The 23,108-nt window shown below is 59.9% G+C and carries 21 protein-coding genes; 8 read left to right on the top strand and 13 right to left on the bottom strand.

Annotation, left to right across the window (positions count from 1 at the left end):
* Positions 1–71 precede the first annotated feature (71 nt).
* The 4 genes from lgt to ACUZ9Q_RS12540 form a co-directional block, all read right to left on the bottom strand.
* Positions 72–932 carry a prolipoprotein diacylglyceryl transferase gene (gene lgt / locus ACUZ9Q_RS12555; RefSeq protein ID WP_449247985.1) on the bottom strand — a complete coding sequence of 287 codons (861 nt, stop codon included), beginning with the start codon at positions 930–932 and terminating at the stop codon, positions 72–74.
* Positions 929–1,420 (bottom strand): cyclic pyranopterin monophosphate synthase MoaC, encoded by a 492-nt coding sequence (moaC, locus tag ACUZ9Q_RS12550; protein ID WP_027180997.1) that lies wholly within the window; start codon positions 1,418–1,420, stop codon positions 929–931. Before moaC ends, lgt begins: the two co-directional genes overlap by 4 nt.
* Positions 1,421–1,650: 230 nt before the next feature.
* Positions 1,651–2,859: a metal-dependent hydrolase gene (locus ACUZ9Q_RS12545; RefSeq protein ID WP_449247984.1), complete on the bottom strand. Its 1,209-nt coding sequence runs from the start codon at positions 2,857–2,859 to the stop codon at positions 1,651–1,653.
* A gap of 3 nt (positions 2,860–2,862) precedes the next feature.
* On the bottom strand, positions 2,863–3,201 hold the full coding sequence (locus tag ACUZ9Q_RS12540) for a chemotaxis protein (protein ID WP_449247983.1): 339 nt from the start codon (positions 3,199–3,201) through the stop codon (positions 2,863–2,865).
* Positions 3,202–3,482: 281 nt separating this feature from the next.
* On the opposite strand from ACUZ9Q_RS12540, the gene ACUZ9Q_RS12535 reads away from it, so the two are divergent.
* The 7 genes from ACUZ9Q_RS12535 (at position 3,483) to ACUZ9Q_RS12505 (ending at position 10,988) form a co-directional block, all read left to right on the top strand.
* A complete protein-coding gene (locus ACUZ9Q_RS12535) occupies positions 3,483–4,124 on the top strand; it encodes a phosphatidylserine decarboxylase family protein (RefSeq protein WP_215648408.1) in 642 nt (213 codons plus the stop codon).
* A gap of 74 nt (positions 4,125–4,198) precedes the next feature.
* Positions 4,199–4,963, top strand: coding sequence for a CDP-diacylglycerol--serine O-phosphatidyltransferase (pssA, locus tag ACUZ9Q_RS12530; protein WP_371740808.1), 765 nt, complete (start codon positions 4,199–4,201; stop codon positions 4,961–4,963).
* 115 nt (positions 4,964–5,078) lie between these two features.
* Positions 5,079–6,626, top strand: a complete 1,548-nt coding sequence (locus ACUZ9Q_RS12525) for a 2-isopropylmalate synthase (protein WP_192112774.1) — start codon at positions 5,079–5,081, stop codon at positions 6,624–6,626.
* Positions 6,627–6,818: 192 nt separating this feature from the next.
* Positions 6,819–8,081 (top strand): 3-isopropylmalate dehydratase large subunit, encoded by a 1,263-nt coding sequence (locus ACUZ9Q_RS12520; protein WP_192112775.1) that lies wholly within the window; start codon positions 6,819–6,821, stop codon positions 8,079–8,081.
* A 69-nt stretch (positions 8,082–8,150) separates the two neighbouring features.
* A complete protein-coding gene (locus ACUZ9Q_RS12515) occupies positions 8,151–8,642 on the top strand; it encodes a 3-isopropylmalate dehydratase small subunit (protein WP_215648412.1) in 492 nt (163 codons plus the stop codon).
* Between the two features lie 313 nt (positions 8,643–8,955).
* Positions 8,956–10,029 carry a 3-isopropylmalate dehydrogenase gene (gene leuB / locus ACUZ9Q_RS12510; RefSeq protein ID WP_449247982.1) on the top strand — a complete coding sequence of 358 codons (1,074 nt, stop codon included), beginning with the start codon at positions 8,956–8,958 and terminating at the stop codon, positions 10,027–10,029.
* Between the two features lie 101 nt (positions 10,030–10,130).
* Positions 10,131–10,988 carry a heterodisulfide reductase-related iron-sulfur binding cluster gene (locus ACUZ9Q_RS12505; RefSeq protein ID WP_449247981.1) on the top strand — a complete coding sequence of 286 codons (858 nt, stop codon included), beginning with the start codon at positions 10,131–10,133 and terminating at the stop codon, positions 10,986–10,988.
* Positions 10,989–11,043: 55 nt separating this feature from the next.
* Here ACUZ9Q_RS12505 and ACUZ9Q_RS12500 read toward each other — a convergent pair whose 3' ends face one another.
* The 5 genes from ACUZ9Q_RS12500 to mqnB all read right to left on the bottom strand — a co-directional run bounded on the left by ACUZ9Q_RS12500 (position 11,044) and on the right by mqnB (position 18,098).
* On the bottom strand, positions 11,044–11,937 hold the full coding sequence (locus tag ACUZ9Q_RS12500; protein ID WP_192112779.1) for a DMT family transporter: 894 nt from the start codon (positions 11,935–11,937) through the stop codon (positions 11,044–11,046).
* A 144-nt stretch (positions 11,938–12,081) separates the two neighbouring features.
* Entirely contained in the window at positions 12,082–12,900 is an 819-nt protein-coding gene (locus tag ACUZ9Q_RS12495; protein ID WP_022659804.1) for a septal ring lytic transglycosylase RlpA family protein, read from the bottom strand.
* 436 nt (positions 12,901–13,336) lie between these two features.
* The gene (locus tag ACUZ9Q_RS12490) at positions 13,337–16,336 is read right to left on the bottom strand and encodes an AIR synthase-related protein (protein WP_449247980.1); all 3,000 of its coding nucleotides are present in this window, start codon (positions 16,334–16,336) and stop codon (positions 13,337–13,339) included.
* Between the two features lie 27 nt (positions 16,337–16,363).
* A complete protein-coding gene (locus ACUZ9Q_RS12485) occupies positions 16,364–17,329 on the bottom strand; it encodes a polyprenyl synthetase family protein (protein WP_192112781.1) in 966 nt (321 codons plus the stop codon).
* A gap of 7 nt (positions 17,330–17,336) precedes the next feature.
* Positions 17,337–18,098, bottom strand: a complete 762-nt coding sequence (mqnB, locus tag ACUZ9Q_RS12480) for a futalosine hydrolase (protein ID WP_215648418.1) — start codon at positions 18,096–18,098, stop codon at positions 17,337–17,339.
* Positions 18,099–18,258: 160 nt separating this feature from the next.
* Here mqnB and ACUZ9Q_RS12475 point away from each other — a divergent pair, with 160 nt between their 5' ends.
* Complete coding sequence (locus ACUZ9Q_RS12475) at positions 18,259–18,456, top strand: DUF2065 domain-containing protein (RefSeq protein WP_192112783.1); 198 nt, start codon at positions 18,259–18,261, stop codon at positions 18,454–18,456.
* Positions 18,457–18,563: 107 nt separating this feature from the next.
* Here ACUZ9Q_RS12475 and ACUZ9Q_RS12470 read toward each other — a convergent pair whose 3' ends face one another.
* From ACUZ9Q_RS12470 to ACUZ9Q_RS12455, 4 genes are all read right to left on the bottom strand, one after another.
* Positions 18,564–19,304, bottom strand: coding sequence for a ubiquinone/menaquinone biosynthesis methyltransferase (locus ACUZ9Q_RS12470; protein WP_449247979.1), 741 nt, complete (start codon positions 19,302–19,304; stop codon positions 18,564–18,566).
* Between the two features lies 1 nt (position 19,305).
* Positions 19,306–19,476 carry a hypothetical protein gene (locus tag ACUZ9Q_RS12465; RefSeq protein WP_324835794.1) on the bottom strand — a complete coding sequence of 57 codons (171 nt, stop codon included), beginning with the start codon at positions 19,474–19,476 and terminating at the stop codon, positions 19,306–19,308.
* Between the two features lie 428 nt (positions 19,477–19,904).
* The gene (locus tag ACUZ9Q_RS12460) at positions 19,905–22,385 is read right to left on the bottom strand and encodes a hypothetical protein (RefSeq protein ID WP_449247978.1); all 2,481 of its coding nucleotides are present in this window, start codon (positions 22,383–22,385) and stop codon (positions 19,905–19,907) included.
* 274 nt (positions 22,386–22,659) lie between these two features.
* A complete protein-coding gene (locus tag ACUZ9Q_RS12455; protein ID WP_192112787.1) occupies positions 22,660–23,046 on the bottom strand; it encodes a cytochrome c3 family protein in 387 nt (128 codons plus the stop codon).
* Positions 23,047–23,108 lie beyond the last annotated feature (62 nt).

Below are 23,108 nucleotides of genomic sequence, written 5' to 3'. Positions count from 1 at the left end.
CACGCCGGTGCCCCTGCTCGGGGGATAATCGGCGCGCAAACAGCGCCCGCTGTCACTGCACGGGTTGAAAGTTATTTCTTGCGTCCCTTGGATGATTTGCCGCTGGGCGATTTGCCGCCGGGGCGGGGTTTGTTCTCCACGGGGGGCACGTGGGGTGCAAGCACCGGGGCCTTGCGGCACAGCAGCCACAGACCCGCCAGTATGAGCGGCACGCAGAGCAGTTGGCCCATGGTCAGCCAGCCAAAGGCCAGATAGCCAAGTTGCACGTCAGGCATGCGTACAAATTCCACGGCAAAGCGGAATACGCCGTAGCCCAGGGCAAACAGGCCTGAGACCGCGCCCGTTTTTCGTGGCTTGGACGAAAAAATCCAAACCATGAAAAAGAGCACCAGTCCTTCAAGGGCAGCCTCGTAAAGCTGCGATGGATGGCGCGGATTAGGCCCGGCGCCGGGAAACACAATGGCCCACGGCACATCACTGACCTTGCCCCACAACTCGCCGTTGATAAAGTTGCCGAGCCGCCCGAAAAAGAGACCCTGCGGCACCAGCGGGGCGATGAAGTCAGAAACTTCCAGAAACGACCTGCCCCGCGAGTGAGCAAAATACCAGAATGCGCCAAGCACGCCCAGCAGCCCGCCATGAAAGGACATGCCGCCGTTCCAGATGCGCAGAATCTCCATGGGGTCGCTGATGTAGACAGGCAGATCATAAAACAGCACATAGCCGATTCTGCCGCCCAGAATGATGCCGATCATCACGCAGGTCAGCAGGTCGTCCACATCGGGGGCTGTCCAGCCGGAGCCGGGGCGCGAGGCGCGCCAGCGGCCAAGAGCCCAACCAAGGCCAAAGCCCGCCAGATACATAAGCCCGTACCAGCGCAATTGCAGGCTGCCTATGGAAAGGGCTACGGGGTCGATTTGAGCGAGGTTCATGCGTCAATATCCGAGGCGTTGAATTCGCCGCTTTTGCCGCCGCGTTTGTGCAGCAGGCGCACACGGCTGATAACGATATCCCGCTGCACGGCCTTGCACATGTCGTAAATGGTGGCCGCCGCGGTCTGGGCCGCAACAATGGCTTCCATTTCCACGCCGGTGGGGCCGACCGTGCGGGTTTCCGCTTCAATACGCACCGTGGGCGGCATTTCTGTTACCGTAAAGCGCACATCCACATAGGTGAGGTTGAGGGGGTGGCACATGGGGATAAGCTCGCCTGTGCGCTTGGCAGCCATGATGCCGCCAATTTTGGCGCAGGTGAGCACATCGCCCTTGGGCAGGGCGTTTTTGATCAGTAGTTCCATGGTGGCCGGGGCCAGTTCCACCACAGCTTCAGCTATGGCTACGCGTTCTGTGGGTGTTTTGGCGCCCACATCCACCATGGTGACGTTGCCCTGGCTGTCGAGATGCGTAAAGTTGTCGTTCATTGATACCTCAAAAAATTCCCGCAGCGTGGGCTGCCGGGATGTTGTTTCAAATATGCGCTCCGCATGCCTTGCTGGAAAAACGCAGCGCTCGGGAGCAACTATTGATGCTATCCCAAAAAGCAATGGGAGTCATTGCGCCTGTGATTGCTTTGCCCGCCGCAGTTTTCCGGATGGAGAATATTCCGGCTGGGCATTGAGTCGTGTGGGCATCGGGCCAGACAAACAAAGGCTCAGCGCAAGCCCACAAGCCATTGCAACAGAGTGGGACTTGTAGGCGGGCGGGGCGCTTGCCAGAAAGAATCGCGTCTGCTGTCAGAAAAGCGCATCCGTTCCCGCAACAGTCGCTGCGGAAAAGCGGCGATTGTGGACACGATCGGCCCTGCGGTTGTGGTGCTTTCCTGGGCGGAATTTTCGGCAAGGGTGTCTGATTCAGCAGGCTGCGGCGCAGGGGCCAGTTCCGCCATATATTTAAACGGAATATCCGCACTCGGGCGCATGTTCATGATCTTGTGCACAATGGCAAGGCTGCTGCCAAACCTCTGGTCGTGGATCATCACATAGCTGGGGGCCGGGGCGTTTGCTGCCTGCGTTGCCTGCGGATTATCGGCGGGCAGCATGTCTGCTGGCAGGGGAGCCACCACAGGCAGCAGGGTGAAATTCAGAAAAGCATCAGCCACAACAGACTGCCGCGCAAGGTCACGGGCAAGGCTCTCGGGCAGGGCCGTGGCGGCAACTTCCGGGCCTCGGGGGGAACCAAGGGCGTTCATGCCCTGAGTGTACACCATGCCCCCGTTGGGTGTGGCTTCTGAATACAGGGCGCGCCAGAAAAAGGGCGAAAAGGCATCCGGCAGCACCACAATTTCCTGAGGTGCGCGGCCTTCCGCCGTGAGGCGCTCGCGGGTCTGCGCCGTATGCCATGCGTTGAGGCCTATGGAAATGCCGGGATAGACAAAGAGCCACGCCATTGCCATCAGCAGGAGGCCGCGCCGTGCGCGCCAGCGCCAGATGGCCCACAGCAGGGGCAGGGTGACCAGCAGATCAATGATAAACACCGCGTTCAGCCGCACCCGCATGTGCGAGAAAGGCAGAAAGATCATGGTGCCGTAGGTGGTGATGCAGTCCAGCCAGATATGCAGCAAAACCATAGCCGTCATGAATAGCCATGTTTTTGCAAACCGCCAGTGGCCGGGTGTTTGCGTCCGCCACAGCGAGCAGCCCACGAGCGCCAGAACCAGGCCCAGCAGCGGAGCAAAAAACAGGGAATGCGTAATGCCCCGGTGCAACAGCAAAAATTGCAGGGGGGTGTTCGCCATCAGCACATCAACATCGGGAGAGGCGGCGGCCAGGGCGGCCAGAGGCACAGCCCAGCGGCTCGCGGGGCGGTTGGGCATGGCAAGCATGGCCACCGCGCCGCTTGCGGCGTGAGTTATCGGATCCATGTATTACTGCCTGAACGGGCTGCGCTGCTTGGGCACAGCCCTGTATTGCGGGTCTTCGGGGTTTACGTCCGTATCAAGGCCGTTCATGCGGCGAAACTGCTGCATGCGCCATTGCTGCATGTTGGCCATGACATCGGGGCGGTTTTGATAATAGAGCATGCGCTGGGTATTGTTTGATCCGTACACCGGGTAGCGCAACTGATCTTCCACGCTCACTCCCTGCGGCTGCGAATCGTTTTCGCTGGAGGAACCCGCGCCGATGTCCTTGGGGCCGCAACCGCCCAGCCCGCCGACGGCGGCCAGCAGTAGTACAAAGAGGCAGGCAACGGATTTTTTGTTCATAAGCACAGTATAGCTGTGTCGCAAAAACTCTGCAACAGGGGCTGAGGCGCGCTTCCTTCGGGCAAATCCGGGATTCTGCGGGTGCCGCCCCCGCAGGCATGTTCTCCGCTGCATCGTGACAATGTTGCCTCTTCGCCCGCCTGCATTCTTGGGGCACGGCATCCACATGCGGGCTTGCCTTGCAGAAAAACGCAGGGTATGTAGCACATTCAGCACTTGTCCTTTTTTATTCAAGCGTTGTCCGGCTTTTGCTGGCTACGACAATTTATACAGGAGTCGCCATGCGTGCACCCAATTGCGGCATCACCCCCGAAGGTTGGCCTTGCATCGGCCTTACCGCGTTCAGCGCTTTGGTTTTTGCCTGCATGGGCTGGTGGCTTCTGGCCGTGATTTTTCTGGCCCTCTTCTGGTTCAGCATGCACTTTTTCCGCGATCCCGAGCGGGTTGTGCCCCAGGGCGAGGGGCTTGCCGTAAGCCCTGCGGACGGCAAGGTTATCCGCATTGAGGAGCGCCCCGACCCCTTCACCGATGAACCCAAGCTGTGCATAAGCATTTTTATGAACGTGTTCAGCGTGCACGTAAACCGCGCCCCCGTGGCGGGAACGGTCGAGGGTATCCGCTATTTTCCCGGCGCGTTCGTCAACGCCGCTTTTGACAAAGCCTCGACGCACAATGAGCGCTGCGCCTACAGCATGCGCGATGCGGACGGCAATCCCTGGACCATGGTGCAGATCGCCGGGCTTATCGCCCGCCGCATTGTCTGCCGCGTTGACGAGGGCGACGCCCTTGCGCGGGGGGAACGCTACGGCATGATCCGCTTTGGTTCGCGAGTTGACCTTTACCTTCCTCAGGGATATGTTGCGGCCACGCGCATCGGCGAACAGGTCTTCGCCGGGCAGAGCGTGGTGGCCAGAGCGAAGTAGCCCAGCCGAAAAACGCGCCCCCAATGCCGCGCTCAAAAGCCGACAGACCGGCACTTAGTTTATAAAGATGGTGAATGATGGCCCCGGAAGTTAAAAAGCCGCGCAAGGGAGTATACCTCCTGCCGAACATGATCACGACGTTGAGCATGTTTCTCGGCTTTTTGTCCATGGTCTGGGCCGTGCAGGGACGTTTTGAATCGGCCTGCTTCGCCATCCTGCTCTCTGCCGTCATGGACGGTCTGGACGGCAAGGTTGCCCGCCTCACCAATACGGCCAGCGAGTTCGGCGTTCAGTACGATTCGCTTTCCGATCTTGTGGCCTTTGGTATTGCCCCGGCCATGCTCATGTGGCAGTGGGAACTTTCGGCCCTTGGCCGCATGGGGCTTGCCGCCGCCTTCATTTACGCTGCCTGCGGCGCTTTGCGCCTTGCGCGTTTTAACGTGAGCACTGCGGCTGTGGGCAAGCGCTTTTTTATCGGCCTGCCCATTCCTGCGGGCGGCTGCACTGTAGTTACCTTTGTTTTTTGCGCCGCGCATTTCCCTGCTATCATGGCTTCGGCCCTGCCCTATATGACCCTTTTTCTCGCCATTGGCGTAGGGGTTTTGATGGTCAGCAAGGTGCGCTATTTTTCCTTCAAGGAATATGATTTCCTGCGCGCCCATCCCATCCGCACCATGCTTTTCTTCCTGCTTGTGCTCGGAACGGTCATTTCCTTTCCGCGCGTCATGGGATTTGTGCTTTGCGCCGTCTACATCATTGGCGGCGTTGTCTACACCTTCGTCATCCTTCCCCGCCGCAATCGTCAGCTACTACGCGCCCTATCGCCCCAGAGCGATTGAGGTTGCGTAACGGTTGCCGCCCCCTAAGGGCGGAAACGCTCCCCTGGACAGCCGCCCTTTACGGTGGCCGTTATGCAAGATATAGCCATCTTTGTCAGAACCAGAGGAGTTTGTCATGAACAACCGCGTCTATTTTTTCGACACCACTTTGCGCGATGGCGAGCAGTCGCCCGGCGCCACCATGAACTTGCAGGAAAAGCTGCGTGTAGCCCACCAGCTTGAAGTGCTCGGCGTTGACATTATGGAAGCGGGCTTTCCCGCCTCCAGCCCCGGCGATTTCGAGTCTGTGCAGCGCATTGCCTCACAGGCTGGCGACATCCAGGTGGCGGGGCTTGCCCGTTGCGTTCCCAATGATATCGACCGCTGCTGGGAAGCCGTAAAAGTGGCTAAAAATCCCCGCATCCATGTCTTTTTGTCCACCTCTCCCCTGCACATGAAGCACAAGCTGCGCAAAGATCCCGAAGACGTTCTTAAAATGATCGTCGAGGGCGTCAAACGCTGCGCCACATATACCAGCAACGTGGAATTTTCCCTTGAGGATTTTTCACGCACCGAAGGCGATTTTGCCTGCCGCGTGGTCGAGGCCGCCATCAAGGCCGGGGCCAGCACCATCAATCTGCCCGATACCGTGGGCTATGCCGAGCCGCAGGAATACGCCGCGCTGCTTGACCACGTCATCAAGAACACGCCCAACAGCGACAAGGCCATCTTCAGCGTGCACTGCCACAACGACCTCGGCCTTGCCGTGGCCAACACGCTTGCCGCCTTCCGTGTGGGCGTGCGCCAGGCAGAGGTTACGCTGTGCGGTATTGGCGAGCGCGCCGGCAACGCCGCCCTTGAAGAAGTGGTCATGAACCTGCGTGTGCGCCACGATTATTACCAGCTTGAGCACAACATCGTCACCGAGCAGCTTTACCCCTCGTGCCGCCTGCTTTCCATGACCATTGGTCAGCCCATTGCCAACAACAAGGCCATTGTGGGCGCCAACGCCTTTGCGCACGAGTCGGGCATCCATCAGGACGGCATGCTCAAGAACCGCGAAACTTACGAGATCATGACCCCGCAGTCTGTGGGCCGCACCGAGAGCAATCTTGTGATCGGCAAGCACTCTGGCCGCAACGCAGTGCGCAACAAGTTTGAGAGCATGGGCTACAAGCTGGACGACGAGCAGCTCAACCTCGTGTTTGAAGCTGTGAAGCAGCTGGCCGACCGCAAGAAAACCCTGCACGACGATGACCTCATGGCCCTCGTGCAGGAAGAAGTCTACCGCATGCCCGATCTTTTCCGCCTGCGCCATGTGAGCGTGCAGAGTTCCGATGCGGGCGGCGTGCCGCCCACGGCTGCCGTCATCATGGACATCAAGGGGATTGAAAGCAGCGGCGCTGGCTTTGGCGTTGGCCCTGTGGACGCCCTGTTCAACGTGATCGCCGACATGGTGGGCCGCCAGCCCGAGCTTGAGCAGTACGCCATCAACGCCATCACCGGCGGCACCGATGCTCAGGGCGAAGTTACTGTGCGTCTTCGCGAGGGCGAAGTGAGCGCCGTGGGGCGCGGTACCCATCCGGATATTTTTGTTGCCAGCGCACGTGCCTACGTCAATGCCCTTAACCACCTGTTCAAGAAGGAGCAGGAAGGGCCGAGGCTGCACTGCCAGCACGATTAAGGGTTGTTCCTCTGGTCTGCAACGGGTCTGCCCCCCTGGGGGCGGCAGGCCTGTGGGCCAAGACGTACCCGCGCCCCGCAGGCAAAGCCTGTGCGAGCAAATAAAAAACAGGCGCTCGGTTTTTGCCGCGCCTTACGAAACACCGTATTCGCCGCGCCCCCCTCGGTGGAGCCAGGATGAAAGGAGTAGATCATGCCACAGACGCTTGCGCAAAAAATTTTGCAAGCCCACACAGACGAAGTTGTGGAACAGGACGGCCAGATTGTTCAGTGCCGCGTGTCGCTGGTGCTCGCCAACGACATCACCGGGCCGCTGGCCATCAAATCTTTCAAGGGAATGGGCGCGGAAAAGGTTTTTGACAAAGACAAGATTGCTCTGGTCATGGATCACTTTACGCCGCAAAAAGATATTGATTCCGCCAATCAGGTCATGGTGACCCGCAAGTTCGCCGAAGAACAGAACATCACCCACTATTATGAAGGCGGCGACTGCGGCGTGGAACACACCCTGCTGCCCGAGCAGGGCCTTGTTGGCCCCGGCGATGTGGTCATTGGCGCAGACAGCCATACCTGCACCTACGGCGGCATCGGCGCTTTTGCCACGGGCATGGGCTCTACCGATATCGCCGCCGCGATGGCGCTGGGAGAAACCTGGTTCAAGGTGCCGTCCACCATCCGCGTCAATATTGACGGCCAGATGCCCAAGTGGCTGCGCGGCAAGGATCTCATGCTCATGCTCATCGGCGCTATCGGCGTGGACGGCGCTCTCTACAAGGCCCTGGAATTTGGTGGCTCTGTGGTGGATGACCTTTCTGTTGAAGGCCGCCTGTGCATGGCAAACATGGCCATTGAAGCGGGCGGCAAGGTGGGCCTGTTTGCGGTGGACGCCAAAACGCGCGCCTACTGCGCGGAGCACAAGCGCCCTGGCCTGACCCAGGATTTGGCCGCAGACCCAGGCGCTGTTTACGAGCGCGTGGTCAATATTGACGTGACCGGCAAGGAGCCTGTGGTAGCCTGCCCGCACCTGCCCTCCAACGTCAAGCCTGTCTCCGAGGTGCGCAACACGCCCATCCAGCAGGTGGTTATCGGCTCCTGCACCAATGGCCGCATCAGCGACATGCGCGATGCCGCCGAAGTGCTGCGGGGCCGCAAGGTTGCCAAGCACCTGCGCTGCATTGTGCTGCCCTCCACGCCCACGGTGTGGAAGCAGTGCCTCAAGGAAGGCCTCATCGAAACCTTCATGGAATCCGGCTGCGTGGTCGGCCCCTGCACATGCGGCCCCTGCCTTGGCGGCCACATGGGCATCTTGGGCGATGGCGAACGCGCCGTGGCCACCACCAACCGCAATTTCAAGGGCCGCATGGGCAGCCTGAGTTCCGAGGTTTATCTGGCAAGCCCCATCGTGGCAGCCGCTTCGGCCATTGCGGGTTGCGTGGCCGGGCCTGATCAGCTGTAGGCAGCACACATCAGCACCTGCCTGCGCCACGGCCCACCGAGCCCGGCGCAGAGAAAGAAGGACAGCCTCATGAATTACAAAGGTAAGGCCCACAAAGTGGGCGAGCACATTGATACGGACGCTATCATTCCCGCGCGTTTTCTGGTCACCACCGATTCCAAAAAGCTGGGCGAAAACTGCATGTCCGGCCTTGAGCCAGACTGGGTCAAGCGCGTGACCCCCGGCGACATCATGGTCGCAGGCCGCAACTTTGGCTGCGGTTCCTCCCGCGAGCATGCGCCTATCGCCATTCTTGGCGCGGGCATGCACGTGGTGATCGGCCACAGCTTTGCGCGCATTTTTTACCGAAACTCCTTCAATATGGGCCTGTTGCTCATGGAAGTGGGCGACGACGTGGACAAGATCAATGACGGCGACGAGCTGGAAATCGACGCCACCACCGGTATTATCCGCGATCTGACCAACGGTGCGCAGATAACCTGCCCCCCGCTGCCCAAGTCCATGGCTGCCATTCTGGATAAGGGCGGATTGGTAGGCTACGTCAAGGAACGTTTGGCCTAAATTGGCCTTTTGCCCTCTGGCGGCGTTAGATAATCCTTTTTACTCCGGTCGAGTACCATGAGAGTACACTCCCTGCGTAAAAGGATTATCTGCCTTGCCTGAGAACAAAAATCCAATTTTTACAGGATATTTTTGGCCAGAACTGCGTCAAAACGGGCTTTTGCCTCCAGTCGAATACTGTAAGAGTATACTCCTGTCGGCAAACGCCTTTTTTCCTTGTTCTGGCGCAAAAATCTTCATGTAAAAAAGAGCTGGTACGCGGTTAATTTGAGAAATAGGCATCAACAGAAAGAATTGAGTTCAAGGATATACCATGAAAAAGACCATCTGCCTCTTGCCGGGTGACGGCATCGGCCCGGAGATTCTGGCCGAAGGTGTTAAGGTTCTCAAGGCCGCCGCTGAAAAGTTTGGCCACGAATTTGTTTTCGACACCGCGCACATCGGCGGTTCCGCCATTGATGCGGCTGGCGACCCCCTGCCGGAAGAAACCGTGCGCAAGTGCCGCACTGCCGATGCCGTGTTTCTGGCGGCTGTGGGCGGCCCCAAGTGGGACGCCCTCGCGCCCGAAAAACGTCCGGAAAAAGGCCTGCTGCGCATCCGCAAGGAGCTTGAGCTTTTTGCCAACTTGCGTCCGGCCATGCTGCTGCCCGAACTGGCAGGCGCGTGCCTGTTGCGTGCCGACATCGCCGCCAAGGGCCTTGACCTCGTGGTTGTGCGCGAACTGACCGGCGACATCTATTTTGGCGAGCCGCGCGGACAGGAAATGCGCGATGGCCTGCGCACCGGCTACAATACCATGGTGTACAACGAGGAAGAAATCCGCCGCATTGCTACGGTGGCCTTTGAAACGGCGCGCAAACGCCGCAACAAGGTCTGCTCTGTGGAAAAGAGCAACGTGCTGGAAACCTCGCGCCTGTGGAAGGAAGTGGTCATTGAAACGCACCGCCAGTATGCGGATGTGGAACTGACTCACATGTACGTGGACAATGCCGCCATGCAGCTTGTGCGCGATCCTTCGCAGTTTGACGTGATCCTCACGGGCAATATTTTTGGCGATATCCTGTCTGACGAAGCCTCGGTTATCACCGGTTCGCTGGGCATGCTGCCCTCGGCCTCCATGGGCGCTTCCGGCCCCGGCCTGTTTGAACCCATCCACGGCTCCGCCCCCGACATCGCGGGGCAGAACAAGGCCAACCCTCTTGCCACCATCCTTTCCGGGGCCATGATGCTGCGCCTTGGCTTTGATATGGGCAAAGAAGCCGATGCCATCGAGGCGGCAGTGCGCAAGGCTCTGGCCGATGGTTTCCGCACTGGCGACATTATGGAACCCGGCAAAACCCTGCTGGGTTGCAGAGAAATGGGCGACAAGGTTGTGGAGCGGCTGTAGCCGCTGCTCCGAACCATTTCAAAAAGGCCGTCCGCACCATCGGGCGGCCTTTTGTGGTTTTTACCATGCAAACGTTTGCATAAGGGCATAGAGGCGGAATCATGAAATCGACCACAGGCAAGCTGAGCGATTGGGTAGTTAAAATCGCGTGCGGCAGAGATCTTGAAACGCAGCTTCAGGACGTTGCAGCCACAGGCCAGCACGGCGCGCCGCAGATGTTGCGGACAATGGCTCTGGCAGCCAACGGTTTTGCAGGTGCGCCGCAACAGGCGGATTTGGCGTTGGTTTTCGGCTGCTACAGGCCATTCAGCACGCCCAATATTCTGCGCGAGGTGGCGTGGATTTTGGGGCGTCTTGGCATGGCCCACACCTGGCTGGAGAAAGAAAACTGCTGCGGTTTGCCTCTGCTGCATCAGGTCGCCCCAGAGGACAGGCCGCAGATGGTAGAAGCCGCCCAGGGTTTTGTGCGGGGCAACAGCAAGGCGGCAGCGCAAAAGGGCGCATCCCGCCTCGCATACTGCTGTGCTGGCTGCGCGCATGTGGCCAAGTCGGTTGATGCCGGTGGCGATGTTTCCCACAGCTATATTCTTGACGTGCTGCTGGATGCCCTGAAAGGGCAGAGCTTGCGGGTCAATCCCTTGAAAGTGGCCTATTTTGAAGGATGCCACACCTCGTACCGCAGACCCTTTCCGCAGACATCGCTGAACTGGCCCGCTTACAGGCAGTTTCTTGTAGGGGTGGAGGGCCTTGCTGTTCAGGATGTTGCGGGCGGCCTGTGCTGCAAAAATCAGCCTGACTGGATAGTGGCGGCAGCGCTGGATGGCGGCGTTGACGCTCTTGTATGCGCCTGTTCCGGCTGCACTGTGGCCCTGCGCGGTGTTGGTCAGGGCAAACTCAGGGTTATGAGCTATACCGAATTATTGGCTCGGGCCTTGGGGTATGAACCCGCAGAGCTGTAGCGTTCTGGCAGTAAAAAAATAAAAAAGCGCGGCAAATTATGTTTGCCGCGCTTTTTTATGCGTGTTTGTGGCGCTGAAAAAAGGCCGTTATCTGTTTGCCGAGCATGACCAGTACAACCGAGGCGGCAATAAAGGCCACCCCTGCGACCAGCGACATGCTGAACGGCTCGCTGAACACCAGAATACCCACCACCACGGCGGTTACAGGCTCCATAACGCCAAGGATGGATGTCAGCGTGGAGCCGATGCGCTGTACGGCAAGAATGAGGGTGAGGTTTGAAATAACGGCTGTCACCACGGCCAGCAAAGTTGCGAGCAGCAGTTCCCACCATGAGTGCAGGGGCTGGAACGAGTCTGACAACAGGGCGTTGGCCCCGGAAATAACCGCCCCAAAGGCCAGCACGTAAAAAGTCATCACAAGCCCGCTCATGTTGGGAATGCGCGCGGCATAAATGGTTGTGATGTATACGGCGTTGCACAGTGCGGAAAGCAGAAGCAGGGCCACGGCCAGCAGGCTTGCCCCGCCCATGTCGCCATCACTTCCGCCGCAGAGCAGATAAACGCCAGCGATTGCCAGCAGGATGGACAGGGCCGTGATCCACGAGAAGCGCTCGTGATAAAACACAATCATGATCAGCATGACCATGACTGGATAGGTAAATTGCAGCGTTGCCACAACGCCGCTCGGCATGTGCTTGAATCCCCAAAAAAAGAGCAGGGCCGCCATGGTATACATGGAACTCATGCCAGCAAGTTTGCACAGATCAATGCCGCGCGCGCTGAATCTTTCGCCGCGTACGGCAAGCACTATGCCCAGCACCACAGTGGCAATGGCAAAGCGATAGAACAGGGCGGAAGGCCCTGAAACGCCGCCATGCATCAGCGGTAGTGTAAACAGTGGGATAAGGCCAAAGGCCGCAGAAGAAAGAATACTGTAAAAAAAGCCCATGACATCCTTCTTGGTGGGGAACAACAAACAGATTCCATACCGGGGAAGCCGCAGTGTGGCAAGCTTGCGCACGGCATAAAAAAACGTCCCCGGTACAAACCGGGGACGTTTTCGCGCGTGTGCAGCGCGGAAGGTATTGCGCTGTTACTTGGATTGATCCATGACCACTTCAGCCTCGGGGTGAACCTGGCGCAGTGCTTCATGCATGGCCGCAGCATCCGCAAATGCGCGGAAGGGGCCGATTTTTTCATCACCCTGAGCGGCGTTGTAGCGTACAAAATATGCTTCATCGGGTTTGAGGGGCGTGCCGCTTTCGTCGCTGATGACTTCCAGCTTGACCTTGCTGATGCCTTTGTCATCAATATCAATCTGTTGCGCTGCGGCAAAGGAAAGATCAATGATGCGCCCGCGCACAAAGGGGCCTCTGTCCGTCACGCAGACCATAACGCTCTTGCCGTTATTCTGGTCGGTGACGCGAACAACCGTGCCCATGGGCAGGGTGCGGTGCGCGGCGGTAAAGGTATACATGTCGTAATCAAGCCCGCTGGCGGTGGAGCCGCCGTGGAAATCCCGTCCGTACCAGGAGGCCTTGCCGGACATGATTTCGCTCTCCTGAGCGCGTTTCAGCCAGATATCACGGCTGTCGGTGCTATCCCGGCGTTCTTTCTCGGATAAGGACGCAGTGGATGAGGATTTGCGTTGCTTGGATTTGGAGCGCGATTCAGCTTTATCGCGCTTGGAGCGCGAGCTGTGCGAAGAGGCGGTTTTGTCACTGGTCTTTTCGCGTTTGGATTTGCGAGTTTCAGTGTCGCCGGAGGACTTTTTGGCGGCGTGGGGGGTAGCGTTCGAATGCTTTTGATCGGAGGGAGCGCTTTGTGAAGCCGCGTCGGCGTTCATGGGGGAGGCCAAAAGCATGCATAAGGCTATGGCCGCCAGCACTAATGGCCAGCGTGAATACTTCATGATCGTTCCTTTGTTAGTGTTCGAGGCTGGCCAGCGAAATTGCCGGACGAACCGCGCCCGCGGTTCTGACCCCAGGAACCTTCCAATGATGGCAGCAAGCGCGCCTTGCGCTCAACGTCCATCGGTTCCCCAGGGGAATGCCTGTTCTTTGTGGAGGCACTATACAGTAAAAAAATACTCCATGTCAAACTGATAAAATCTTTTAATTCAAATAGTTATTGAAAAAGATAGTCTAGAAAATGTCAAAAATGCAGTAGGGGAGTATGAAATCGGCATGCTCGGGCGGCGTGGCGAACTGGCATGAAGCCGAGGAAAAAGCCCTGTGCGCAGCAGAAATATTTATGCAAAAATGCAGAGAACAGCGCCGGATTCCACCAAATAAAAAAGGGCAGGCGGCCGCAAAGCCACCTGCCCCGACAGTTCAGTCGCAGCGGTGTTACCAGTCCAGCGTACGCTTGAAGGCGCGGGCCAGATCTTCCACCGAAGAGTTGACGATGATGCTGTCGCCGGATTTCATGGTCAGTTGACCGTTACCGGTGACAGTACCAATGCGGGTGCAGGGCTGCCACATTCCCAGCGCATCGAGAATCATGGCCAGATCGGGCTTGACGCTCACAACCAGGCGGCTGGCGCTTTCGCTGTAGAGCAGTTCGGTCACGTTCATGGCTTCAAGGGCTGGCACGGCATCAAGGTTGATTTCCGCACCCAGGCGGCCGCCGATGCACATTTCTGCAATGGCTACGGCAAGGCCGCCGTCAGAGCAGTCGTGGCAGGCGGAAATGGCGCGCTGGCCCATGAGGGCGTTGACCGCGCGGTAGCGCAGCATGGCGTTGGAGGCGTCCACATGGGGAACGCGGCCACCCTTGAGGCCCAGTTCGGTAGCTGCTTCACTGCCAGCCATTTCACGCCAAGTGCCGCCGAGCACGTAGATGGCATCGCCGGGTTGCTTGAAGTCAGAGGTCTGGGCCGCAGTGACGTTGCGGATGACGCCAAGAATGGAGAACAGCACCGTGGGCGGAATGGAAATGCGCTCGCCGCCGCCAGTGTAGTCGTTTTTCATGGAGTCCTTGCCCGAGATGCACGGCACGCCGTAGGCCAGCGAGAACTGGCGCAGGGCGCGGCAGGCGCGTACAAGCTGAGCCAGCTTGTAGCGTCCATCGGGGTTGGAGGGGCTGACCACCGGGTCGCACCAGCAGAAGTTGTCCACGCCCGCCAGAGCGTCGGGGTCCGCACCCACGGCAACGGCGTTGCGGATGGCTTCGTCCATGGCGTTGGCCATCATCCAGTAGGTGTCGTAATCGCTGAATTTGGGGCAGATGCCGTGGGAGATCACAAGGCCCGCGTCCGATTCCAGCAGGGGGCGGATAACGCCCGCGTCTGCCGGGCCGTCGCGCTTGACGCCCACGAGGGGCTTCACCACGCTGCCGCCACGCACCTCGTGGTCATACTGGCGGATGATGTATTCCTTGGAGCAGATATTGAGCGTGCCGAGCATGCGCTGCAAAAAGGCGGTCTGCTCAACTTCGGCCACGTCCACGGTGACATCGGTGATTTCGGGAGCCTTCCATTCGGCTTCAAGCTCAAGCTGCGGCACGCCGTCGTGCATGAATTCCATGGGCATGGAGGCAATGATGCGGTCGTGGTAGCGCACTTCAAAGAAGCCGGAGGTGGTGAAGCGGCCAAGGGCTGTGGCTTCCACATCCATGCGGGCGGCAAGGGCCATGAATTCGTCGAGCTTTTCCGGCGAAACGGCCAGGGTCATGCGTTCCTGCGCTTCAGAAAGCAGAATCTCCCAGGGGCGCAGGCCATCATATTTCAGCGGGGCTTTGGCGATATCCAGCACACAGCCGCCGGTGTCCTCGGCCATTTCGCCCACTGAGGAGGAAAGGCCGCCAGCGCCGTTGTCGGTGATGGCGTGGTACAGGCCCAAATCGCGGGCGCGCATGATGAAGTCGTACATCTTGCGCTGGGTGATGGGGTCGCCGATCTGCACCGCAGTGGCGGGCGAGCCTTCGTGCAGCTCTTCAGAAGAGAAGGTTGCGCCGTGGATGCCGTCCTTGCCGATGCGGCCGCCGGTCATAACAATGTAGTCGCCTTCCTCGGCCTGCTTGAACCAGCCGGGGCGGCCATGAATCTCTGCGGGGATGATGCCCACGGTGCCGCAGTATACCAGCGGCTTGCCAAGATAGCGCTCGTCAAAAACCAGCGAACCGTTGACCGTGGGAATGCCCGACTTGTTGCCGCCGTGCTCCACGCCTTCGCGCACGCCTTCCAGCACGCGGCGGGGGTGCAGCAGGCGCGGGGGCAGGTTTTTATCGTGGAAGGGCGAGGCAAAGCAGAACACGTCCGTATTGCACACCAGTTCCGCGCCCATGCCGGTGCCCATGGGGTCGCGGTTTACGCCCACAATGCCGGTGAGCGCGCCGCCGTACGGGTCGAGCGCCGAAGGGCTGTTGTGGGTTTCAACCTTGATGCAGGCATCGTAGCCGTTGATAAAGGCGATAACGCCCGCGTTGTCCTTGAAAACAGACTTGCAGTAGTCGTCTTCGCCCATGCGCTCGCGCAGCATGGCCGTGGCGTCGCGGATGCAGGTCTTGTAGAGGTTGTCCACCACTTCGCTGCGGCCCGTGGCGGCATCGGTATAATTGATGCGCGAGGCGAAAATCTTGTGCTTGCAGTGCTCGGACCATGTCTGTGCCAGCACTTCCATTTCCACATCCGTGGGGTCGGCGGGCAGGCCAAGGGCCTTGCGGCGGTCGGCTTCTTCCTGCGCGGTGAACTGAGCGCGGATGCTGTGCATTTCCTTGAGGTTGAGCGCCCATGTATTTTCGCGGCTGGCCTTGGTCAGGGCTTCATCGTTCATGGCTGAAAGGGCGATGGTGTCAACGGTTTCGTTGATTTCGCCCGTAACCCTGGCGGCCTGAGCTTCAAAGCCGGGCTGGGCGTCCCATTCCTGACGGCTCTTGATGCGGTAACGCTGGATGAGCGTGTTGCACAAAAGGTCGCGGGCCAGCATGTCCACCTGCTCGCGGGTGAGGGGCGCGGCTTTGTCGCTGCTGATGCGGTACTGCACGGCGGTATACACGCGCAGGCTGTCGCGCGGGATGTCCAGCACCATGGCGGCAGTGTCGCGCGCGGTGCGGGCCTCGTTATCCGTCACGCCGGGGCGAAAGCCCACTTCCACAAACCAGTCTGCCGCAGGGTCAAGCAAGGGCAGCGGCTCAAGGGAGGCTTCCTGAAGGATGGGGTCGTGCCAGATGCTTTCGTTCAGCAGACGGGCCACCTGCGCGGCATCAAGCCCGTCAGCCGTAAAGACCTTGATCTGGCGAACGCCAGAAACAGAAATGTTCAGCGCCTTGCGCAGGTGCTGGGCCGTCTTGCGGCCCTGGGTATCGTCAAGTCCGGCGCGGGGGCCGGTTTCCACCCTATAGAGCATGATTTGCATTCCTCTTGGTTTGGCTGCTTACTTTTTTCTGTCGCGCACGTAGTCGGCCATCTGGCGCATAAGCTCGCGCTCGGGCCTGTCAGGCAGAGTTTCTAATGCCTGCCTGGCCGCGTCAAGAAATTCATCGGCCTGACGGCGCACGGCGTCGTCGTGTCCGGCCTGCCGGATGCTCTCGGCAATGCTGGCGGCATCGGTTTCCGTCATCAGCCCTGCGCAAAAGGCGGCGTCAAAGGCGCTGCGTTCTGCGGTGCTCAGGCTGTCGCGGTAGAGGCGCAGGGGCGGCGTGAGCTTGCCCTCGCGCACATCGCCGCCAGTGGGCTTGCCGGTCACGCTTTCTGGCGCGAAATCAAGAGCATCGTCCACCATCTGAAAGGCCATGCCAAGGTTTTCGCCATAGGCGGCGGCAGCGGCCACTGCCGCATCGTCGGCCCCGGCGGCGAGCGCGCCCATTTCACAGGCAGCGCGGATAAGCCAGGCCGTTTTGCCGCGCACCATGTCTTCATAGTCGGCGCTGCTCGAATCAACACGGCGCTGGGCCGCGATTTCGAGAATTTCACCCGCCGCCGTGCGGCTGGTGGCTTCCGAGAAACAGCGGGTCAGGCGCGTGTCGCCATAATTGGCCACCAGGGCGTTGGCACCGGCCAGCAGGGCATCGCCCGCAAGAATGACGCTGGAAACATCAAACAGCGTATGCGCAGCGGGCTTGCCACGGCGGCTTACCGCATTGTCCAGCACATCGTCGTGCAGCAGGGTCGCGGCGTGGAGCATCTCCAGCGTGATCGCCAGATCCTGTATGCTCTTGGCCTCATGGCCCAGCAGGCGGGCCGTGAGCACGGTGAGCAGGGGCCGCAGGCGCTTGCCGCCCGCATCAAAAATGTGCCGGGCCACAGGCCGCACCGGTTCCGGCAGGGTGTCCACTGCCTTGTTCAGAGCGCGGTTGATGCCGGGCAGCTCAAGGGCCAGACGTGCTTTCAGTTGGATCATATGCTACTCAGATAAGGTTAAGCGCGGGCAAAACCCGCGTGAGCGCGCGTAGCGCGCCGGGAAAATCCTTTTCGTCATTGGCGCGTGGCCCGACCTTGTTGGAAACGCTGCGTGCCTCCACACAAGGTATGCCCTCGCGGGCGCAGGCATACGCCACGGCAAAGCCTTCCATATTTTCCAGATCAGCCCGGTAGCGGGCGCGCAGGTCTGCCGCTCTGGCAAAACTCGCGCTGACCCCGGCAACTGTGAGCGATGTACAGGGCAAAAAAACATCCGGTTGTTGCCGCGCGCCAAAGCGTTCCAGCGCTTCCGGCCCTGCCAGGGGCAGGCGGTTGCGCACCGCAGGCCCGGTCGCGGGCTGCCACTGCGGAAAGCCAAAAGCTTCGGCGGTGACGGAGCGCCCATCGTGCAGGCCGTATTCCGGCCAGATTTCTTCGTTCACCATGCACAGCCCCAAAAGCGGGCGCTCTGCCAGATCAAAGGCTCCCGCAAGACCCGCGTTGAGCACTGCTGTAATGGGCGTGCCCTCGGCTTTAGCCCTGCAAAGGGCCATGCCCATGGCCAGCGCTGCGTTAATGGGGCCAACCCCGGTAATGCAGCACAGCGCGTCGCCACATTTGAGGCGCACTGGCCAGAGGTGCATTTCTGGCCAGGATTTTGCCGGGCTTTCAGTTGTTTCCCGTGCTGGCGCGGCAAGCCCCGCCGGAGAAAAACCGGGCACAAGGCCCGCCAGTTCCGGGCCGGTGGCGGCGCAAAGCAGCAGGCTCACAGGATTACTGCCTTCGGCTGCTGTTTGCCGGGCGCAGGGCTGGGCAGAACGAGCCTGCGGGATAATCCCGGCAGGTCATGTCTGTGCCGTTTTGCAGCGCCGTGTGAGCAGCCATGATTCGTTCCTTTACAAAAGGCTGGTTTTCCGTCACCAGAAAACCATGAAACTCGATTACGCCCTTTTTCTCCGCGCTCTTGGTCTGGCCATCGTTATTGAGGGCCTTTGCTGGACACTCTTTCCCGGCGGCATGCGGCGCGCCCTGCTGCAATTGCTGCCCCAGCCGGAAAGCCGCCTCCGTGTCCTCGGGCTGATCGCCCTGGCCGTGGGACTTGGTCTGGTGGCGCTGGCCTCGCACTAAGGCCTGATTACCCCACCATCGTGCCTGGCTTGCCGCATGGTGAGCCTTCAGATGCCGTTTGCCGTCAGATGGCAAGAAAACGGCATGCTTTTTCACGCCAATTTGCTCTAGCGTGCCTTTTCGCCCACGTGCAGGCAGACAATGCCGGACGTGAGCTTTTCATGCCATGCACGTTCAAAGCCCGCTGCACGCATTTCTTTTTCAAGGCTGAGGGCCGAGGGAAACTTGCGGATTGTATCGGCAAGGTACTCGTACGCGCCGGGATCTTTTGAAAATACTTTGCCAACCCTGGGCAGCAGGTGGTTGAGATATACGTTGTACAGGCCGCCCCAGATGCGCTCCTGCCCGGAACCGAATTCAAGGATGCAGGCCCTGCCGCCGGGGCGCAGAACGCGCAGCATTTCGGCAAAGGCCGCCTCGCGGGGCAGGATGTTGCGGATGCCAAAGGCAATGGTGATGCAGTCAACTGAAGCATCGGGCAGGGGCAGGCGCTTGGCGTCTGCTGCAACGGGCAGGATACTGCGGGCGTTGGCGTTCTTGAGTTTGCGGCTGCCGCGCACCAGCATGGGCGGGCAAAAATCCATGGCCGGAACAATGGCCGAGGGGTGGCGGCGGCGAATGGCAAGGGAAACATCCAGCGTACCGGCCGCCAGATCCAGTACGCGCCCGGTATCGCCGAGGCGCACGTTTTGCGCCAGCACCTTGCGCCAGTACTGGTCAAGCCCGAGGCTGAGCACGCGGTTCAGCAGGTCATAAAAAGGCACAATACGGCCAAACATGCCAGCCACCGCCGCATCGTGCGCAGGTTTGACAACAGTTTCCGTAGCGGTGTTGTGGGGAGATTCCACGTTATTTCCCGGCCTTGTCCTGGTCGGCATCCACACCGATGGCGGTGCAGACAACACGATAGACCGAAGGAAATACCTCAGCAAAATTGCTGGGGGAAACCGTGCGCGTTTCTATGAATTTGGCGGTCAGTTCCTTGGCAACCTGAAGGGCTTCCTTGCGATCCTTATCCATATGGCCTCAGCTTCCGGCCCTGAAGGGCGCGGCAAATATGAAAAACCCGCCCCTTTGGGGAACGGCCGTGACCCACAGCGGGTATTGCCTGGACGGGTTAAGAAACGGAAGCAACAGCCCCCGCCCCTTTGTTTTATTGATTGAGAATCGCGGGACAGCGCCCGCGAAACCGCGCAACAGCATATGCGTTCCGCCTGCCATTGGCAAGGCCGACATGCCTGTGCGCCTGGTGCCTTCTTACCTTGAAATACCCGCTGCTGGCGGAGCAGTGATTGAAGCAGGCCTTAGGCAATGGGCGAAGCTGGTTCGGTTTGCAGGCGCATTGCCAAGGGGCTCCAAAAATCGCGCAGATCAGACGGGCAGCTCTGCTGCCAACCTGCGCTAACACCCCGGAATAGTTCGGGTGGCTGCATAGGGCAAAAAGCCCCCTACTGATCTTCGAGCAGTCTGCCGATTTCTTCGCGCAGTATGCGCGCCGCAGCCGCAGCCGCGGCCCGTTCCACCCTGTCGTTGAAGCGTGGTTCAAGGGCATCCAGCCGGGTTTCAAGGGCATCTATGCGCGCTGTTGCGCTGCGGGCGGCAGTGACAACGGGTTGCAGGTGCTCTTCCACAAGCGATTGCGCATCGTCATGTTCGGTCTGCTGGGCCGGGGCAGATGCCAGGGCTGCGGCAACCGCCTTACTGATGCAATCCATGAGGCTCTGGTACAGGGGATGGCCCTCAACAAACATGTCTTCCAGTTCCTGACGGGGCAGGCTGTTGGCGGCCAGTTCCTGTGATGCGTGTATCTGCGCTTCCAGGGCGGTTTCCAGCGCGATGATGCGATCCCCGGCTTCCTGTAGCGCGGCCTCGCACTGCTCAACGCGTGCCGTGAGCTTGCTTGCTGTTTCGGCAGCGTCTGCCGCGCGCGTGGAGGCGTCAAATGCCTGGGCAAAGGCGTCAATGGCGTGGGACGAGGCCTCTTTGGCCTGTTCCATGACAGCCTCAAGGGCTGCGCCAGACACAGCCACTGCGGCTGCACCGTCAGTTGCAGTATCTGTCGAATCCGCAACAGGGGCCGCCTGAGGCCTGAATGCAGGTTCATAAGCGAACTGCCCGGCGCTTTCCGGCATATCTGCCGCAACATGCTCCACTTCGACAGCTTCCACTTCGGCTGGCTCGGCCGTGAAACGGTCGGCTCCGGCAGGTTCATCCACTGAAGGCTCTGCCTGCAAGTTGGCATCCGGCGGCAGGATTTCATCGGGTTCAAGCAGGGGAAGGTCATTGGCCTGCGCTGGTTCAGCAGCCGCAACGGACTCAAATACATCGGATTCTGCCTGAACGGAGGCATCTGCCATAATGCCCTGTATGTCTGCCGGGGCGGCATCCGCAGGTGCGGCAGCCTCGGGGACCACATCCGCTTGGTCGGTGGCGGCTTCGTCCGCAGCGGCAGCCAGAAGCGCGTCAAAATCTGTAGGCAGTTCCACAGCCTGTTCGGGCAAAGAGTCGGGCAATGCTTCGGCAACAGGCTCTGGCTGGGCGTCAGTCATGAGTTCCAGCTCGGGGTGGAGCAGAACATCGGAAACGCCTTCCTGCGGTTCAGCGGCAGGGGCCGCACCGCCAGTCACAGCAGCCAGCAGACTGTCAAGGTCTGCATTCAGATCGGGCTGGGGTTCCGGGGCAGGCGCGGGCGCTTGCACAGGGGCCTCTTCGGGCTGGGCAGCGTCAAGCTTGCTCTGCAAATCATCAGCGGCGGCAGCCAGCAGGCTGTCGATATCCACGCCGAGGTCGGCAGGCATATCCGGGCTTGCCGCAGGGGTTGGCGCAGGCTGGGGGGCAGGAGCCGGTTGCGGCGCGGGGGCCGCTTCTGGCTGGGCTGCGTCAAGCTTGCTCTGTAGATCATCAGCGGCGGCAGCCAGCAGGCTGTCGATATCCACGCCGAGGTCGGCAGGCATATCCGGGCTTGCCGCAGGTGCAGGAGCCGGTTGCGGCGCGGGAGCCGCTTCGGGCTGGGCAGCATCAAGCTTGCTCTGCAAATCATCAGCGGCGGCAGCCAGCAGGCTGTCGATATCCACCCCCATGTCTGGGCTGGCAGCGGGTGCTGCTGCAGGCGCTGCTGCAGGTGCAGGTGCCGGAGCAGGAGCGTCAGCCTGGGGCGCCGGGGAGGCGGCCTGCGCAGGGCTCGGGGCCGCACCGCCTGCCACAGCAGCCAGAAGGCTGTCGAGATCATCGTTGGAAAAGGCCGGGCTTTGCGCAGCGGGCGCAACGGGAGGTGCCGCCGCAGGTTCCGGCTGTGCCGGTGCGAGGTTGGCAGCATTGAGTAGGTCATCAATATCGCTGGAGTTTCCTGTGGTCGGGGCGGTATTCACAGATGCCAGCAGTTCGTCCAGATCAGGGATACTCTCCTGCGGCTCAGCAGGCGCTTGCGGCGCGGGCGCTGCGGCGTGAAAATCGTTCAGCAGGGCGTCCACGGCATCGTCAGCGGCCTGACTTGTGGCCTGACTTGCGCTGGCAGGTGCGGCCACTTCCGGTTCCCTTTCCGCTGGCTGCGGGGGGATATCAAGGGCGTTCAGCAGATTGTCCACATCGCCCATGCCCGGCATGAGCAACTGTTCATTGGGGTCAATGGGATGATCGGTCTGCGTTGACGGAGCAGAGAAGTCCAGCGCCACGTCATTGGGGTCGCTCTGGCCTTCGTCCTTGATATCCATCTGGGCGAGCAGATCGTCAATTTCTGCATCCGCAGCACTTGAACCATCGTTGAGGCCGCGCAGGTGCGCGTTCAGCGCTTTCTGATCCGCTTCCGCCTCGGGGGCGGCAACGGCCTGGGGCTGCTCGGACGGATCGTTTGCCGGAACTTCGCCTTTTTCGATCAGTTCTGTGAGATCGATGATCTGGTCATCGGTTTCAGCGGTGTTCTTGGCAACCATGCGCCACCTCATGGGGTTATGTGCAGCGGCCAAAGGCCGGAGTCATGCAAAATACATCGTTTCATACTGCAAAAACGACAGATTTTCGTATCAGTTTATGGCAAAAGACGCAAATAGGACAAAACTCTTTGCGCCAGAATTGCCTTCTGCCGCGATTTTGCAAAAAAAGTCTGGCCGGGAAACAGTCAGGAACTGTTGTCATCAGTGGCAAGGTCGGCAAGCCAACAAAAAAGCCGCCCGGAGGCGGCTTTCGAAGCAAGACAGCCAACCAGACCTACGGATGGCACTTGGACTTGGCGCAGGCGGTCAGATCTTTCTTGAGTTCGGGCTTTTCTTCCACAACCTTGGAGTGGCAGCCGATGCAGTTGGTGTGCTTGAGTTCTTTCTTGGTGTGCACAACATAGTACAGGCTCTTTTCGCCCTGCTTGCCTGCGAGGTCATCGTGGCAACCGGCGCTGCCGCACTTGGCAAAGCTTTCCTTGCCGTCCACCTTATGGTGACAGGTAACGCACTCAACCTTGGCATGCACAGCGTGCGGGAACATGACGGTCTTTTGGGAACCCTTGAATTCCAGCGGTTTGTCCGGGGCGGCGGGCGCTGCAAGCGCGGGCAGGGCCAGGGCAAACACCATGATACAGGTAAGAACCAGAACTTTCTTCACGGCAGACCTCCTTTTGTGCGGCAGATGAGAACAAATTGGTGTGATTTTACGGCCCTCATTAC

This window comes from Desulfovibrio desulfopostgatei (genome assembly GCF_053570645.1).
This window is presented reverse-complemented; position numbering and strand designations above follow the sequence as displayed.

What these genes read in the sequence shown, in the direction of transcription:
- ACUZ9Q_RS12460 (WP_449247978.1), bottom strand. Translation starts at nt 22,385, where the DNA reads ATGGTTGCCAAGAACACCGCTGAAACCGATGACCAGATCATCGATCTC.
- ACUZ9Q_RS12545 (WP_449247984.1), bottom strand. Translation starts at nt 2,859, where the DNA reads ATGGATCCGATAACTCACGCCGCAAGCGGCGCGGTGGCCATGCTTGCC.
- ACUZ9Q_RS12525 (WP_192112774.1), top strand. Translation starts at nt 5,079, where the DNA reads ATGAACAACCGCGTCTATTTTTTCGACACCACTTTGCGCGATGGCGAG.
- ACUZ9Q_RS12515 (WP_215648412.1), top strand. Translation starts at nt 8,151, where the DNA reads ATGAATTACAAAGGTAAGGCCCACAAAGTGGGCGAGCACATTGATACG.
- ACUZ9Q_RS12490 (WP_449247980.1), bottom strand. Translation starts at nt 16,336, where the DNA reads ATGCTCTATAGGGTGGAAACCGGCCCCCGCGCCGGACTTGACGATACC.
- ACUZ9Q_RS12475 (WP_192112783.1), top strand. Translation starts at nt 18,259, where the DNA reads ATGAAACTCGATTACGCCCTTTTTCTCCGCGCTCTTGGTCTGGCCATC.
- ACUZ9Q_RS12485 (WP_192112781.1), bottom strand. Translation starts at nt 17,329, where the DNA reads ATGATCCAACTGAAAGCACGTCTGGCCCTTGAGCTGCCCGGCATCAAC.
- lgt (WP_449247985.1), bottom strand. Translation starts at nt 932, where the DNA reads ATGAACCTCGCTCAAATCGACCCCGTAGCCCTTTCCATAGGCAGCCTG.
- leuB (WP_449247982.1), top strand. Translation starts at nt 8,956, where the DNA reads ATGAAAAAGACCATCTGCCTCTTGCCGGGTGACGGCATCGGCCCGGAG.
- ACUZ9Q_RS12505 (WP_449247981.1), top strand. Translation starts at nt 10,131, where the DNA reads ATGAAATCGACCACAGGCAAGCTGAGCGATTGGGTAGTTAAAATCGCG.
- ACUZ9Q_RS12465 (WP_324835794.1), bottom strand. Translation starts at nt 19,476, where the DNA reads ATGGATAAGGATCGCAAGGAAGCCCTTCAGGTTGCCAAGGAACTGACC.
- ACUZ9Q_RS12540 (WP_449247983.1), bottom strand. Translation starts at nt 3,201, where the DNA reads ATGAACAAAAAATCCGTTGCCTGCCTCTTTGTACTACTGCTGGCCGCC.
- ACUZ9Q_RS12500 (WP_192112779.1), bottom strand. Translation starts at nt 11,937, where the DNA reads ATGGGCTTTTTTTACAGTATTCTTTCTTCTGCGGCCTTTGGCCTTATC.
- ACUZ9Q_RS12520 (WP_192112775.1), top strand. Translation starts at nt 6,819, where the DNA reads ATGCCACAGACGCTTGCGCAAAAAATTTTGCAAGCCCACACAGACGAA.
- moaC (WP_027180997.1), bottom strand. Translation starts at nt 1,420, where the DNA reads ATGAACGACAACTTTACGCATCTCGACAGCCAGGGCAACGTCACCATG.
- ACUZ9Q_RS12495 (WP_022659804.1), bottom strand. Translation starts at nt 12,900, where the DNA reads ATGAAGTATTCACGCTGGCCATTAGTGCTGGCGGCCATAGCCTTATGC.
- ACUZ9Q_RS12535 (WP_215648408.1), top strand. Translation starts at nt 3,483, where the DNA reads ATGCGTGCACCCAATTGCGGCATCACCCCCGAAGGTTGGCCTTGCATC.
- pssA (WP_371740808.1), top strand. Translation starts at nt 4,199, where the DNA reads ATGATGGCCCCGGAAGTTAAAAAGCCGCGCAAGGGAGTATACCTCCTG.